This window comes from Paenibacillus sp. RC67 (genome assembly GCF_030020805.1).
Taxonomy (GTDB): Bacteria; Bacillota; Bacilli; order Paenibacillales; family NBRC-103111; genus Paenibacillus_S.
The window spans coordinates 5,587,590-5,602,375 of the sequence record NZ_CP125098.1 but is presented as its reverse complement, the minus strand read 5'-3'; the positions used below and the strand labels follow the sequence as shown (position 1 = coordinate 5,602,375).

Here is a 14,786-nt window from a genome sequence, read left to right as displayed (position 1 = left end):
AAAATTAGGGGCGTGAAACGATGAAGCTTTTGAGCAAGAAAGGCTTACTGAGTCTTACGGTTGCAGCCATTATGATGGCTACGACCGCTTGTGGTGGAGATCAAGATACATCTGCTAAGGACAAGGGCGGGGGTGCATCCTCCGGACAGAAAAAGGTCGTATTCTGGCATGCCATGGGCGGATCGAACACAAAAGTGGTAGATCAGCTCGTAGCCGATTTCAACGCTTCGCAGGATAAGATCAAGGTAGAAGCTGTGTTCCAGGGCACGTACGATGATTTGCTCAGCAAGCTGAAAGCAAGTATGGGTACTAAGGATGGTCCAAGTCTTGTTCAGATGTACGAAATTGGAAGCCGCTTTATGATTGATTCCAAAACGATTACTCCAATGCAAAAGTTTATTGATGAGGACAAATTCGATTTAACCCAGCTTGAGCCGAATATTACAGGCTACTATACTTTAAACGGCAAATTGAACTCTATGCCGTTCAATACTTCCAATCCTATTCTCTATTACAATAAGGATCTGTTCAAAGCAGCTGGCCTTGATCCGGAGAAGCCGCCCAAAACGTACGAGGAGCTGCAAAAAGCAGCGGATGCGATTACGAAGACCGGGAAAGCGACGGGGGCGAACTTCGCTATTTACGGTTGGTTTATGGAACAGTTTTTCGCCAACCAAGGCGCGGAATATGTGAACAATGGTAACGGACGGACAGCACCAGCTACAGAGTCGATCGTCAACAGCGAAGCGGGCATTAAGACGTTGACCTGGTGGAAGGACTTGATTGATACGAAGGCGGCCAACAATCTTGGACGTAAAACCGATGATTCTAAGAAAGCATTTTCGGCGGGTCAAGTCGGGATGATTCTGGAATCGACAGCGTCGCTGAAAGGTTTGGTTGATAATGCCGAAGGCAAGTTCCAAGTTGGAACAGGCTTCCTGCCTAAACCGGCCAATGCCAAGGAAGGCGGAGTTGTCGTTGGTGGTGCGAGCCTGTGGATTATGAACGACAGACCTAATGATGAGCAGAAGGCAACGTGGGAGTTTATCAAATTCTTAACTTCGCCTAAGGAGCAGGCTTACTGGCATATTAATACAGGATATTTCCCGATCACGAAGAAAGCCTATGATGAGCAGAGCGTGAAAGACAACTTGAAAAAATTCCCGCAATTCCAGACGGCGGTTGATCAACTACATCAAACCAAGATGAGTACGGCAACCCAGGGTGCTGTCATGGGCGTGTTCCCTGAAGCTAGGCAGATCGTTGAAGGGGCTATTGAAGAAGTGCTGAATAATAAAAAATCGCCGAAGGATGCACTCGATGCAGCGGCGAAGGACATCACGTCCAAGATCCAGCAGTATAATAAGACGGTGAAATAAAGAGTATTGACATGTCATGGACCGAGCTTGGAAAGTGACGAACCGAAACCTTGGCTGCTGCCAAGGTTTTTTTGTCGTATACTTCGGATGTGATAAATAGGAAAAGAATGGACTATAATGAACAGATAGCTTGTATTTTCGATGGAATGGAAGGGAGGACTTATGAAAAAAGTACTTATCAGTGTAATTATTCTGATCATTTACTGTACGGCCATTAGCTATTACTTCCTTCATCAACCTGCGGGGAATGTACCTGATTCGTTGCGTGGAGGCCCGGCAGATCCGGCAACCTTCATGACTGCTGAACAAATACAGAGTATTCATAAGCTGTCGACGACCGGATATCTCTCTTTTTTTATCTCTACTCCAGTCATGTGGGTTATTATTATACTCCTGCTGACCCTTGGCATTTCTTCGTGGCTTCGCGGACGATCGGCATCCATCTTCAGATGGTCGATCTTGCAAATGGGGATCTATCTTATGGTGCTGCAGCTGATACTGCAAATCATTGAGTTTCCATTGAGCTATTATTTGCATGAGCTGGACCGGTCTTATGGGCTGACAAATCAAAGCATGGGATCGTGGCTGTTGGATATGGCTAAAAGTCTCGGTGTGAATCTCGTCATCTCTATTCCAATGTACTGGCTGTTGTATTTGGCTATCAAGAAAAGTCCCAAACGGTGGTGGCTCATAGGCTGGGCGGTTTCCATCCCGCTGACGCTGTTCTTTACTTTTATTCAGCCAGTCGTTATGGAGCCGATCTTCAATGATTTTAAGCCGCTGCAAAATCAGGAGCTTAAACAGGAAATTTTACAATTAGCTAAACAAGCAAATATCCCTACGGATCAAGTGTATCAGGTTGATAAGTCCAAGCAAACGAACACCCTGAATGCCTATGTGAGCGGTATTGGATCAACAACTCGCATTGTCTTGTGGGATACGACGCTGCAAAAGCTGAAGCCCGATGAAATCTTATTTATTATGGCCCATGAAATGGGGCATTACGTAAAGCGTCACGTGCTGTGGGGAACATTATGGGGAATTGTGGAAAGCTTTATCGGCTTCTGGCTGGTCCATCGTTTGTTCACTTGGATTCATTATCGATGGGGCTCGTCATTCCGACTGAGAGGCACCTATGATATTGCGGGACTTCCAATACTGATTCTGCTTGTTTCGGTACTGTCATTTGCCGCATCGCCCATTGATAATGCTATTTCACGAATGCAGGAACATAGCGCCGATGAATATGCGATACAGTTGCGGAAGGACCCTGATGCAGGAGTTCGTGCTTTTCAACAATTGGCCGCTAATAGCCTGTCGGATGTGAATCCGCCGTCACTGGTGCAATTTTTTGTCGGTTCTCACCCAACTCTTGCTCAACGGATTGATTATGTACAGCATTTTGGTGGGGGGAAATAGATCATTCCAGTTGTCCTTTTTGACGTGTACGATGGATGACTCCCCAGTCGTAGAGGATATCGAAGATCGGTTCCAAAGTCTTGCCATAAGCAGACATTTCGTACTCAACCCGTGGAGGGGTTTCCGGATAAACCCTTCGTTCGATTAACCCTTCCTGCTCAAGCTCGCGGAGCTGCTGGGAAAGCACCTTTTGCGAGATACTGGGAATGAACCTGCGCAGTTCGTTATAGCGTTTGCTGCCAGCGTGAACATGCCACAGGATGAGCATTTTCCACTTCCCGCCAATCGCTTGCATGGTTGTAGTGACATGGATATAACAATCGATATCTTCGTCGTTGTATCCCGGATGGGCTTTTAAAAAATCCAGAGACATAGCATCTCCCCCAATACCATTTTTTTAATTATTCTCTATACTACCATAGTTGATTAATTCTAACCTCAAAGTAACTATCCGGTAAAAAAGTGCCTTCTTGTACGTTTTCAATGGGTGATATACATTATCAGTAACAACTGGCGAATTCAGTACCCAGGCCTTTCGAGAGGGGAATATTGACGATGAAATATACAGGAAAAGTAGTGCTTGTAACAGGTGCATCAAGGGGGATTGGGCGCAAAATTGCGGAACAGTTTGGGCTTCAGGGCGCCAAGGTTGTTGTTAATTACAGCAGTAACTCGCATCAGGCTGAAGAAGTCGTATCGGCTATTAAGAAAAAAGGTGGAGAAGCTAGTGCCGTTCAGGCAGATATCAGCCGCGTTAGCGAAATTAATAAATTATTTAAAAGTGTATTGGACATATACGGACAGCTTGATATTCTCGTCAATAATGCAGGAGTTATGGTGACAAAACCTATTGAGCAAATGACGGAAGAGGATTTTGATCGGATGTTCGACATTAATGTGAAAGGCACCTATTTTGCATGCCAGCAGGCTGTGCAGCATATGAAAGCGAATGGAAGAATTATTAACTTTTCAACATCGGTTGTTGGAGCCATGTTCCCTCAATACAGTGCGTATGCCGGGACCAAAGGCGCTGTAGAGCAATTTACGAGACAGCTAGCCAAAGAATTCGGACCCCGTCAGATTAACATTAATGCAGTTGCTCCTGGGCCGGTGGGGACGGAGCTGTTTATGCAAGGTAAGTCGGAGGACCAGATCCGGCAAATGAGCAGCTTGAATGCATTCGGCAGATTGGGAGAAACTGGCGATATCTCTGATGTCGTACTTTTCCTTGCAAGCGAAGAAGCACGATGGATTACAGGACAAACCCTACGCATTAATGGCGGTTTCGTATAAAATATATGTGCATTCAGGTATTGAAAAAGCAAGTTTGCATATGTTATTATTATGAACAATTCATATTGAAGCGATGATGAGAAAAAAACACAAAGGCACTTATGTCCAGAGAGCGAAGGGAAAGCTGAAACCTTTGCCGTAATCCATTGTGTGATGTCATCTCGGAGCCTTTGCGCGAAAACCGCGGCTTTATGCTGTTGCTGGCTTGCGGCAAGTAGTCTCGAACGGAGTGGCACACGTTATCGTGCTGCAGGTAAGGCGTTACTGCTTTACCTCATGAGGCCGGAATTGCGAAATTCCCGGCAAATCAGGGTGGTACCGCGAAAATCAACCCCTTTCGTCCCTTGAGTAGGCACAGATGTGCTTGCTCGGGATGGAAGGGGTTTTATTGTTAGTATAGATATTATTGTTATATAGCGAAAAAAGCGATGAAGAGAAAAAAACACAAAGGCACTTATGCCCAGAGAGCGAAGGGAAAGCTGAAACCTTTGCCATAATCCATTGTGTGATGTCATCTCAGAGCCTTTGTGTGAAAACCGCAGGATATGCTGTAGCAGGCTTGCGGCGAGTAGTCCCAAACGGTTTGGCACACGTTATCGTGCTGAAGGTAAGGTATTACTGCCTTACCTCATGAGGCCGGAATTGTGAAATTCCCGGCAAATCAGGGTGGTACCACGAAAATCAACCCCTTTCGTCCCTTGAGTAAGGCACAGATGTGCTTGCTCGGGATGGAAGGGGTTTTATTGATTGTATAGGCTTTATTGTTATATAGCGAAAAAAGCGATGAAGAGAAAAAAACACAAAGGCACTTAAGCCCAGAGAGCGAAGGGAAAGCTGAAACCTTTGCCGTAATCCATTGTGTGATGTCATCTCGGAGCCTTTGCGCGAAAACCGTAGGATATGCTGTAACTGGCTTGCGGCGAGTAGTTCCAAACGGAGTGGCACACGTTATCGTGCTGAAGGTAAGGCGTAACTGCCTTACCTCATGAGGCCGGAATTGTGAAATTCCCGGCAAATCAGGGTGGTACCACGAAAATCAACCCCTTTCGTCCCTTTGAGTAAGGCACAGATGTGCTTGCTCGGGATGAGAGGGGATTTTATATTTTGAGGAGGCATTTCGATGAAATTAGTTCAAAAAGAAACAGCAGGAGTACAAGAGGCTCGTTTAGAACCATCCAATGAAATCATGACAGGCTCGGAGATATTGCTGCGAGGGCTGCTGCAGGAAGGAGTTGACTGTGTTTTCGGATATCCAGGTGGTAATGTTTTGTACATTTATGATGCCATGGTTGGCAATCCGGAGTTTAAGCATATTTTGACTCGGCATGAGCAAGGGGCGATCCATGCGGCGGATGGTTATGCACGTTCCACTGGTAAGGTCGGGGTTTGTATTGCGACCTCCGGTCCCGGAGCGACCAACTTGGTTACGGGGATCGCGACTGCGTACATGGATTCAGTTCCGTTAGTAGTTATAACAGGCAATGTACCTACTACGGTAATGGGGACCGATGCATTTCAAGAAGCGGACATCGTCAGCATTACAATGCCGATTACGAAGCATAGTTACTTGGTGCGAGATGTTCGGGAGCTGCCGCGGATCATTCACGAAGCGTTTCATATAGCCAGTACAGGCCGCAAAGGTCCAGTATTGATCGATATTCCCAAAGACGTATCCAACCATGAGACCGTGTACCACCCTTATGAACATAAGCCGATTCGCGGTTATCGGGAAATGCCAGAGCCTGCTTATTCACAGCTCGATAAGCTGCTTCAAGCTATTCAACAGTGCTCCAGACCGGTCATATTGGCAGGGGGTGGCGTTGTATATTCCGATGCTTCCGAAGAGCTGATCGCTTTCGCCAATACGACGCGTATACCGATCACGACGACGCTATTAGGCTTGGGCGGCTTCCCAAGCTCGCATGAGCTGTGCATGGGAATGTTAGGGATGCATGGGACCTACACAGCGAATATGGCCATTCAAAACGCCGATCTGATCATTTCGATAGGCTCTCGATTCGATGATCGTGTGACCATGCAAGTAGACGGTTTTGCTCCTAGAGCACGTCTAATTGCACATATCGATATTGATCCTGCCGAAATCGGCAAAAACATAAAGACCGACATTCCCTGCGTGAGTGATATTAAAATGGCGCTGCAATACTTAAACACGAAAGCGGAGAAAGCTCGGACTGATGAATGGATTGCCGAGATTGATAATAACCGAAGGCTGCATCCGCTGAAGTACGATGCTGCAGAGAATCAGCTGAAGCCGCAATTTGTCATTGAAATGTTAAATGAAACAACGGACGGAGAAGCAATCATTACTACGGATGTGGGCCAACATCAAATGTGGGTAGGGCAGTTTTACAAATTCAAGCATCCCCGCTCATTGATTACTTCTGGAGGACTTGGAACCATGGGATTTGGTTTTCCTTCTGCCATCGGCGCTCAGGTAGCAAACCCGGATCGGTTAGTCATCTCTGTCAACGGTGACGGGGGCATGCAGATGTGCGCGCAAGAGATGGCGATATGCTCCATTCATCAAATTCCGATCAAGATTATTGTTATTAACAATCAGGTGCTCGGTATGGTTAAGCAGTGGCAGCAGCTCATTCATGATAATCGTTACAGCCATATTGATTTGGCAGGGAGCCCTGATTTTGTAAAGCTGGCTCAAGCTTATGGTATCAAAGGATTAAGGGCTACCACCCAAGCCGAAGCCGCAGAAGTGTGGCGGCAGGCGCTCGAGACACCGGGACCCGTATTAGTGGAGTTCGTTGTTCCGAAGGAAGAGAACGTGTTCCCTATGGTAGCAGCTGGAACGAGATTGGATCAAATGATAATGGGGGATTTTGAATGATGACAAAACATACGTTGGCCATACTTGTAAATGATCAGCCCGGTGTACTGCAGCGGGTATGCGGACTATTTGGCCGCCGCGGCTTCAATATCGATAGTATCAGCGTCGGAGGTACGGAAGAGTCAGGAATATCCCGGATGACAGTGGTTACAACAGGGGACGAACGGACGCTTGAGCAGGTCCAGAAGCAGCTCTACAAGCTGATAGATGTTATTCAGATCCACAGTATAAGCTCTAAACCGATGGTTTCTAGGGAGCTTGCATTGATCAAGATAGAGGCAGAATCGTCCAAGCGCCCGGAGATTTTAGGTATTGTCGAGACGTTCCGCGCATCAGTCATTGATGTCGGGCCGAAGCATATGATTATTCAAGCGGTGGGAGATTGTAGTAAGCTGGATGCGATTATCGAGCTTTTGCACCCATATGGTATCGTCGAACTATCGTATACAGGCGCTACAGCCATGATTAGAGGAAGTTAGCAGCATCCGTATTGTTCTGCTGGTGAACTGCAAATTGCAGCCAGGCATCCTTCGAATACCCTTACTTTATGTAGGGGTATTCGTGCTTTCATCGCCAAGCTGAAGCTATAAACTTCAGAAATACTTTAGAATATCCTTCACTCGTTCTGAAGAAATATCGTTTACTCTAACGATAGTAGGAAGAAGAAGGGGAGAAGAAAGCATGATGAAGGCTGTGCAGGAAAAGCTGCTATTTTTATATAAATTTTCGCAAAAGCCCGGAGAAATCGGGAGTGTAACTCCAAGCTCCGCATTTTTAGCCAAAAAGATGCTTCAATACGTTCCTTGGGATGAGGTTAAGCAGATAGCTGAGCTCGGAGCCGGCACAGGCGCAATAACGAAGCATCTGGTTTCGAATGCCCCAGCAAACGTCAAGGTGCTCTTGTTTGAGAAAGATCTGTATTTACGTTCAAGTCTAACTCGCCGTTTTCCCGACTGCTCCTGCTATGCCGATGCTTGTAAGCTTCAACTAGCACTGCATAATGAAGGTGTTGAAAGCTTGGATTGCATACTAAGTGGCCTCCCGTTTTTTAATTTCTCTCAGCCAATAAGGGATCAGCTATTGGATCAAATCACAGTCTCGCTTAGACCTGGCGGCAGGTTCATTGCTTTTCAATACTCACAACAGATGAGACAACAATTGAGCGAAAAGCTGGATATCGAACACGTTCATTTTGTACCTTTGAATCTACCTCCAGCCTTCGTCTACGTTTGCCGTAAAAAATGAAAATCTGGAAAATGCCCAGACAGCTATAAATTCCAGGGAAATTTCGTGTAAGAATATGGTAATGTAATCATAAGTACGGCTATGTAAGGCGCTGCTGACTTCGGGAGGGGTACAATTTGGTCAAAACGATCTTAGTCACGGATGACGATCCTGAAATTCGTGATATCATTCGTATCTATTTGCAAAATGAAGGCTATAAGATTCTGGAAGCAGAGGACGGACTACAGTCGTTGAATATCATGAGCCGAGAAACCGTCGATTTAATTATTTTGGATGTGATGATGCCCAACATGGATGGGATCCATGCTTGCTTCAAGATGCGTGAAATGACGAACGTACCCATAATTATGCTCTCTGCGAAAGGCGAGGATATCGATAAAATAACAGGACTTACTACCGGCGCCGATGATTATGTTACCAAGCCATTTAATCCCTTAGAGCTGATCGCGAGGGTAAAGGCACAGCTGCGCAGACAGACATTAACTTCTGTCGACGGTAACGGGGGCAAAGCGAATGATGATAAGATCACTGAAATTGATGAGCTGATCATTAACAGAAATCGTCATATCGTTACGGTCCGCGGCAAGGAGGTTTCTTTAACACCCATCGAATTTTCAATATTGGAGCTGATGGCGAGGCATCGCGGACATGTGTTTAATATAGAGAAAATATATCAGAGCGTATGGAAGGAGGATAAATTTTTATCCGATAACACGGTCATGGTTCATATCCGAAATATCCGCGAGAAGATCGAAGATAACCCTCGTGAGCCCAGATACATCAAGACGGTATGGGGGGTGGGGTATAAAGTTGATTAGAGATTTCTTTTCTTTGCTGAATTGGAAAAAGAGCATCCGTGTAAGAATTGTAGGCGGATTTTTTGTAAGCTTTTTTCTCACCACAGTCATCTCGTTTTATTGTGGAAAATATGTTTCACTAGGCGGAGGTGTATTCGACAAGCTCATTTCCCTTTTCCTGTTTTTCGGGTTATTTATGTTCTTGTTTTTTTTGTTCATGCGCCGTGATGTTCGATATTTACGGTCGCTTGGCGATTGTTTAATCTCCATTGCACAAGGTAACCTGGATCAGCGTGTAACGATTTCAAGACAGGATGAACTGGGTGTCGTGGCAAGCAATATTAATTACATGGCTGAACAACTTCAAACAATGATGGAGAACGAGCGTCGAACCGAGAAATCCAAAATGGAATTGATAACCAATGTGTCTCATGATTTACGGACCCCTTTGACTAGCATTGTAGGTTATTTAAATTTGTTGAAAAACGATGATTATCAGAATATTGAAGAACACAAACGGTATATTTTCAATGCCTTTAATAAGACGCAGCAGTTGAAAAAACTTATTGATGATTTATTCGAATATACCCGTCTAACCAGTGGGAATGTCCATCTGACCCTGAAAACGATCGATCTGAACAGCTTATTAGAGCAAATTATGAATGAATTTGAACCTATCGCACAAGAACACTCTTTAACGATGAAAATCATTCGTGAACCGAATTCAATTTATGGAGAGGTGGATGCGGAGAAGTTCGTGCGGGCTATCGATAATTTGCTCATCAATGCACTTAAATTCTCATTTAAACCAGGAGAAATTACGGTCCGTCTGTCCGCATGGGATGATCAGATATATCTCGCAGTCGAAAATAAGGGGAAGCCGTTAACCGAAGAACAGGAGCAGCGATTATTCGAGCGTTTCTATAAAGCGGAGCCGTCTCGTAACGATAATGATTTGTCGCAGGGCGCAGGTCTCGGATTATCGATTGCACAAAATATTGTCGAGCTGCATAAGGGGCGGCTGGGTCTCGGACATCAAAATGGACATTTTACTTTTTATATTGAACTTCCTCAAAAAAAATAATTTCCTCTACCCGGAAAGTCCCTCTCCATTTCGAAATACATTAGTATAAAAAATTCCTTTTTAAACTTGGATATCCAGGGTAATAAACAAAGAGGTAATTTGTAGAAAGAAAAGGAGAGTTGTGTGTATGAAGAAAGGGATCATAACCTGTCTAGCGGCTGCGATGGTGACTTTGGCCGCTATTCCTGCTGCGGTAACGTCTAACCCGCAAAAAGTGTTCGCATGTTCAAAAGGGGAGGCTACTTCTGCAGAAACGGATTATTCGATTGCAAGTAACGTCCTCTACGGTTCAGTTACCAATGTGGAAAATGTGTATTACGACGGAAAAGCGTACCGAATGGCTACATTTGCTACGTTTACGAATTTAAAAGGCGGTTATGTTCGTAATGTTCTGACTGCTCCCGACAGTGATCAATGCGGAGTAACCTTTGAATTGGGACACACTTACTTGGTGTACGCGAACAACCGTCTGGGGCGTCCGGCTGCAGGCGTATTTGACGTGTTCGAAGGACAGGAAGCCGTAGATCGCGTTAATGAGCTCAAGGAAATGGATATGGTTCGCTATCCGGACCCTGGCGCACAGCAAGTGACGCTCTATCCGGGCACAGATGTCACCGTAACTCTCGATGGCAGAACGATTCCCGTTACACCGGGAGTATTGTTTTACAAAAATACGTTGTACACCCCAATGACTTTTTTTAGAGATACTCTTGGATATGTAACGGTGTGGAATTCAGAAAGCAGCCGTTATGAAATATTGCTTCGCTCTGAATGGGCGGGAATTGCAGCACAAGGAGACCCGTCACAATCAGAATTCAAGGACGCCGCAGTCGGCATTCCGATGGGCACCGATCCATTTGAGGCGACGGTTACTTATTCTGATGTTCAGGCGAAAGTTGATGGTAGAATATACGCTCCTGAAATGCATCCGTTTAATTACGGTGGCGTCGTCTATGTCCCGCTTCGGGATACCGCGGAGAAGCTCGGTTTGTTGGTGAATTGGGACCCTCAGACGTATACAGCAAGTATTAGAGACACGCGTCCTTTAGACCGGGATGAGCATCCGTCGCTGGTGATGAAGCTTTCGTCGAATAAGGATGGCGTATCCAATCTTATTGTAGATCGAATCGAGAACGATCAGGCATTGTACCGGGTTGACCGGCCGCTTCAGTACGGTGAAACTCCAGAGCAGCTAAAGGCTCCTTTCACCGACTTGATCCAAGAAAATGAGGGTACCCCTGACCGAAGAATCCGGTTGTTCTTGGAGAAGGGAGACCGGGAGTATGAGCTCGTTATGACCGAAGAGCTTATGAAATCATTAATGACGAATCCTTTGATCCGGACTTCTATCAGCTTGACACTTGGACGCGAGTATTACAGCTGGCCAGATAATGGCGTGATCAGACAGTCTAACATTCATTAACAGTGAACCGTCCGATTTTTCGGGCGGTTTTTCCTATTGCCCATAATTGGGTTGATCCCTAGGTGGATGTGCTTTAAAATAAGTACGACACTTGAAAAAATTAACATTATTACATTTCAATCTTGAACCGAAGCACGTTTGCAAGACAAGTTAGAAGTTCATAAAAGGAGGTAGTTCGTATGTCGGTTGGCTTCTCTGGTCCTCCGCCCATATTTAGTGCACTGTTTGTCATTGTTCCTATATTTATAGTTGGAGTTATTGTTGTTATGGTTGTAAAAGGATTGTCGACCTGGGCTGGCAATAATGCGGCAGAAGTCGTTAATACCCAAGCCAGAGTCGTATCCAAACGAATAGAGGTATCCGGGGGTTCTGGAGATACAAGCTCTAGCACGACATACTTTGTGACCTTTGAATTTCCAGATGGCAGACGAATCGAATTAAGGGTCAGGGGCTCGGTTCATGGGTTATTAGTTGAAGGAGATCAAGGAACTTTGAATTACCAAGGTACGAGGTTTAATGATTTTCAAAGAGACATCTAATGAAAAATCGCCGACTTATTTCTTGCGTATCGCAAGGCTTGAGGGCGATTTTTTTGAATAATGACATATTTTAGAGAATATTCCGTTTTTCTATGGTATGGTTAAACCAGCACAACAATTGAACACCAGAAAAGTAAGCGCTAACATTATGAGGAGGTAAAGATTTATGTCTCATTTGGACTCTTTTCTTAGCCATATTTATGATTCCTTACAACAGGAACGTGAACAAAACGACTTGCCCTCGGAGCAGAAACGGGCATATCTAATGGAAAAACTAATTCCGGCATTAGGCGAATTCAAATTGCCAGAAGGAGATGATGCCGATTTTAGGCCGGTTCTTCTTGAAAGTGTGGAGCTAGATGATGTGATTCGTGAACGTGTTGAAATCACGACTTTGGGTGGGCTGCGGATGCCTGTTTACATTATGAAACCAAAGCTCATGCAAAAAGGAGAACAAAGGCCGGCTGTCTTGCTTTGGCACGGTCACGGCTACGGGAGCAGATCGATGGTCGGTTTGCTGGAGGATGGATCGCCGAAACCTGAGACAGGCAAACGGTCGGACAATATCGCATTGGAGCTTGTACGCCGAGGGATGATCGCATTGGCACCTGAGGAAGCGGGATTTGGTGACCGAAGATTGCAGCGTGACCGTGTGCAGGACCCTGAGCTGAAAAATTCTTGCTATAACTTATCGGTTTCACTGTTTATGACTGGAAAATCGACGGCTGGCTTACGCGCCTATGAGGCAATTCGCGTGTCAGAATATGCATCCACTTTGGATTATGTTGATGCCAGCCGGATAGGGAACATGGGACATTCAGGCGGGGGGACCGTCGCATCGTTATCTGCTGCACTTGATTCCAGAATCAAAGCCTCCGTAGTCGGAATCTATCCGAATACATATAGGGGCAGCATCCTAGCGGTACGTCATTGCCTTTGCAATTATATACCAGGTATTCTACATCATGCTGAAATGCCGGAGTTGCTCGGGTTAATTGCCCCTAAACCATTGTTTATTGAAGCCGGAATCAATGACCCTATTTTCCCAATTACAACGACACGAGAAGCCGTAGGGATATTGGAGCAAATATACGGGGAGATGGGGATAAGTGCGAGCTTTGAGTCTCATCTATTCGAAGGGGGACATGAAATTAGTGGAGCAAGGTCTTTTGATTGGATGGCAGATACTTTGAAGGCGCTCTAATCATCTTGACAGCATGTGACTTGTTCTCTCCCCATATTTTCAGTATGCTAATAAAAGGAAAAGACAAGGAATATGAGGCAGATGTGGGGTAGGTCCATGCAGAAAAGAAACAGCCGTAAACATTTTCGAGCTCGATTGGATGAGATGGTCGTTACTTTGAGGGAGGAAATCCTCTCGGGTAAGTTTCCTGTTGAGAGTTATCTTCCTTCAGAGAGCGACTTGGAATTAAGGTTTCAATTAAGTAATAACTCGATTCGCAAAGGGCTGGAAACCCTTGTTGAGGAAGGCTTGATCGAAAAGATTGCCCGTGTGGGAAATAAAGTGGTAAGTCCATCACGTAGGAACGGCACGGTAATCAAGTTCGGATACGTCCAGGCGACTGGCGAGCTTGCTGGGGTGGACGGTTTGCTGCAGGCTTTTCATGAGAAGTATCCGCATATTCAAGTACAGCCGATCGAGCTGGCATCGATGAATTACAGCCGAACGCTGCTCGAATATATGGACGCTGAGATGCTGGATGTCGCAATGATCAATAACAACAGCTTTCAGGATTTTGCCGAAGCCGGTCAAACCGGATTGTTGGAGCCGTTAGAAGCTGATAGCGAGCTATATCCGTTTGCAACGGCGCCTTTTGAGCAAGCTGGCAGCACGCTGGTCCAGCCGTTTATTCTGTCGCCTGTTGTTCTATGCTACAACAAGGAGCATTTCCGTGAAGCTAGAGTTCCCGAGCCAGACAGCAGCTGGACCTGGCAGGACTTATTCCGCTTTGGGAAACAGCTTGCTGTGAAGGGCAAGCGGTTCGGATTTTATTTTTACCTTCCCTCTCGTAACCGTTGGCCTATCTTTATGCTGCAGAGTGGCGGAAAATTTGAACCAGACCCTAATGGAGAATATCTTTTGGCAGCGAGCAAAGCTGTGGATGGTCTAGGGATATGCAGGGAGCTAATGGAGATGACAGACGTATTTCCTGTCCTGCTCTCGGAAAGCGATGCCGATGCGGAGGCTCTTTTCCTGGAAGGCAAGGTGTCGGTCATCATGACGACATACTATTTCCTAAACCAGCTCAAGGATGCGGGCATCTCATTCGATATCTCGCCGCTTCCGGGATTAGAGAACAACAAGACGCTGCTGATCGTCAATGGCCTAGCCGTGAACAGCCGCTCTCGAAACAAGGAAGCAGCCAAATTGCTCGTGGAGTTTATGACTTCGTACGAAATGCAGCTGAAGATACGGCGTCAAACCTTAAATATTACAGCTCACCGTGCGGCTATGGAATGGCATGGGGAGGAGACTACGTACCGCCCTTCGCGTTTTTTCATGTACCGTGAAATCATTCCGACATTCCGACTTGTTACGGAGATGGGGCTTAGCAACAACCAACTCAAAGAAATGCAGCGTGAAGCGATGCAGTTTCTATCCGGTCTGCAGGACAAAGAGATGCTGTGCCGCAGGCTCGAACAGCTGCTTCCTGCTGTGGATAAGACGAACGGGGCGGAATCATCGTCTAAAGCTTAATTGAGGTCGCTTAACAAGTAAGGCA

General features: G+C 45.8%; 13 protein-coding genes and 1 other annotated feature. Of the genes, 12 read left to right on the top strand and 1 reads right to left on the bottom strand.

Translation table 11 applies throughout. The features are described from left to right. Positions 1–20 precede the first annotated feature (20 nt). Positions 21–1,379, top strand: a complete 1,359-nt coding sequence (locus tag QMA13_RS25425; protein ID WP_282936507.1) for an ABC transporter substrate-binding protein — start codon at positions 21–23, stop codon at positions 1,377–1,379. A gap of 162 nt (positions 1,380–1,541) precedes the next feature. Then, a complete protein-coding gene (locus tag QMA13_RS25420; RefSeq protein ID WP_282936506.1) occupies positions 1,542–2,798 on the top strand; it encodes a M48 family metallopeptidase in 1,257 nt (418 codons plus the stop codon). A 1-nt stretch (position 2,799) separates the two neighbouring features. Here the strand turns inward: QMA13_RS25420 and QMA13_RS25415 are convergent, their stop codons facing one another. Then, positions 2,800–3,171 (bottom strand): winged helix-turn-helix transcriptional regulator, encoded by a 372-nt coding sequence (locus tag QMA13_RS25415; RefSeq protein ID WP_282936505.1) that lies wholly within the window; start codon positions 3,169–3,171, stop codon positions 2,800–2,802. A gap of 182 nt (positions 3,172–3,353) precedes the next feature. On the opposite strand from QMA13_RS25415, the gene QMA13_RS25410 reads away from it, so the two are divergent. From QMA13_RS25410 to QMA13_RS25365, 10 genes are all read left to right on the top strand, one after another. Then, positions 3,354–4,091, top strand: coding sequence for an SDR family oxidoreductase (locus tag QMA13_RS25410; protein WP_282936504.1), 738 nt, complete (start codon positions 3,354–3,356; stop codon positions 4,089–4,091). Between the two features lie 419 nt (positions 4,092–4,510). After that, positions 4,511–4,793: a binding site (T-box leader), on the top strand. 484 nt (positions 4,794–5,277) lie between these two features. Then, complete coding sequence (gene ilvB, locus QMA13_RS25405) at positions 5,278–6,954, top strand: biosynthetic-type acetolactate synthase large subunit (RefSeq protein WP_481858249.1); 1,677 nt, start codon at positions 5,278–5,280, stop codon at positions 6,952–6,954. Beyond that, the gene (gene ilvN, locus QMA13_RS25400; protein ID WP_282936502.1) at positions 6,951–7,433 is read left to right on the top strand and encodes an acetolactate synthase small subunit; all 483 of its coding nucleotides are present in this window, start codon (positions 6,951–6,953) and stop codon (positions 7,431–7,433) included. The genes ilvB and ilvN overlap by 4 nt, the downstream gene beginning before the upstream one ends. A 205-nt stretch (positions 7,434–7,638) precedes the next feature. Further along, entirely contained in the window at positions 7,639–8,199 is a 561-nt protein-coding gene (locus tag QMA13_RS25395; protein ID WP_481858248.1) for a class I SAM-dependent methyltransferase, read from the top strand. A 116-nt stretch (positions 8,200–8,315) separates the two neighbouring features. Further along, the gene (locus tag QMA13_RS25390) at positions 8,316–9,017 is read left to right on the top strand and encodes a response regulator transcription factor (protein WP_282936500.1); all 702 of its coding nucleotides are present in this window, start codon (positions 8,316–8,318) and stop codon (positions 9,015–9,017) included. Further along, positions 9,010–10,080 carry a HAMP domain-containing sensor histidine kinase gene (locus QMA13_RS25385; RefSeq protein WP_282936499.1) on the top strand — a complete coding sequence of 357 codons (1,071 nt, stop codon included), beginning with the start codon at positions 9,010–9,012 and terminating at the stop codon, positions 10,078–10,080. The genes QMA13_RS25390 and QMA13_RS25385 overlap by 8 nt, the downstream gene beginning before the upstream one ends. Positions 10,081–10,207: 127 nt before the next feature. Beyond that, complete coding sequence (locus QMA13_RS25380; protein ID WP_282936498.1) at positions 10,208–11,503, top strand: stalk domain-containing protein; 1,296 nt, start codon at positions 10,208–10,210, stop codon at positions 11,501–11,503. 179 nt (positions 11,504–11,682) lie between these two features. Then, a complete protein-coding gene (locus QMA13_RS25375; RefSeq protein ID WP_282936497.1) occupies positions 11,683–12,042 on the top strand; it encodes a DUF2500 domain-containing protein in 360 nt (119 codons plus the stop codon). A 166-nt stretch (positions 12,043–12,208) separates the two neighbouring features. After that, a complete protein-coding gene (locus QMA13_RS25370; protein WP_282936496.1) occupies positions 12,209–13,246 on the top strand; it encodes an alpha/beta hydrolase family protein in 1,038 nt (345 codons plus the stop codon). Between the two features lie 96 nt (positions 13,247–13,342). Then, complete coding sequence (locus QMA13_RS25365) at positions 13,343–14,761, top strand: extracellular solute-binding protein (RefSeq protein ID WP_282936495.1); 1,419 nt, start codon at positions 13,343–13,345, stop codon at positions 14,759–14,761. Positions 14,762–14,786 lie beyond the last annotated feature (25 nt).

Excerpts from the sequence above, each read along its gene's own strand:
- ilvB (WP_481858249.1), top strand. The coding sequence starts at position 5,278 with ATGACAGGCTCGGAGATATTGCTGCGAGGGCTGCTGCAGGAAGGAGTT.
- QMA13_RS25375 (WP_282936497.1), top strand. The coding sequence starts at position 11,683 with ATGTCGGTTGGCTTCTCTGGTCCTCCGCCCATATTTAGTGCACTGTTT.
- QMA13_RS25420 (WP_282936506.1), top strand. The coding sequence starts at position 1,542 with ATGAAAAAAGTACTTATCAGTGTAATTATTCTGATCATTTACTGTACG.
- QMA13_RS25365 (WP_282936495.1), top strand. The coding sequence starts at position 13,343 with ATGCAGAAAAGAAACAGCCGTAAACATTTTCGAGCTCGATTGGATGAG.
- ilvN (WP_282936502.1), top strand. The coding sequence starts at position 6,951 with ATGATGACAAAACATACGTTGGCCATACTTGTAAATGATCAGCCCGGT.
- QMA13_RS25425 (WP_282936507.1), top strand. The coding sequence starts at position 21 with ATGAAGCTTTTGAGCAAGAAAGGCTTACTGAGTCTTACGGTTGCAGCC.
- QMA13_RS25395 (WP_481858248.1), top strand. The coding sequence starts at position 7,639 with ATGAAGGCTGTGCAGGAAAAGCTGCTATTTTTATATAAATTTTCGCAA.
- QMA13_RS25410 (WP_282936504.1), top strand. The coding sequence starts at position 3,354 with ATGAAATATACAGGAAAAGTAGTGCTTGTAACAGGTGCATCAAGGGGG.
- QMA13_RS25370 (WP_282936496.1), top strand. The coding sequence starts at position 12,209 with ATGTCTCATTTGGACTCTTTTCTTAGCCATATTTATGATTCCTTACAA.
- QMA13_RS25415 (WP_282936505.1), bottom strand. The coding sequence starts at position 3,171 with ATGTCTCTGGATTTTTTAAAAGCCCATCCGGGATACAACGACGAAGAT.
- QMA13_RS25380 (WP_282936498.1), top strand. The coding sequence starts at position 10,208 with ATGAAGAAAGGGATCATAACCTGTCTAGCGGCTGCGATGGTGACTTTG.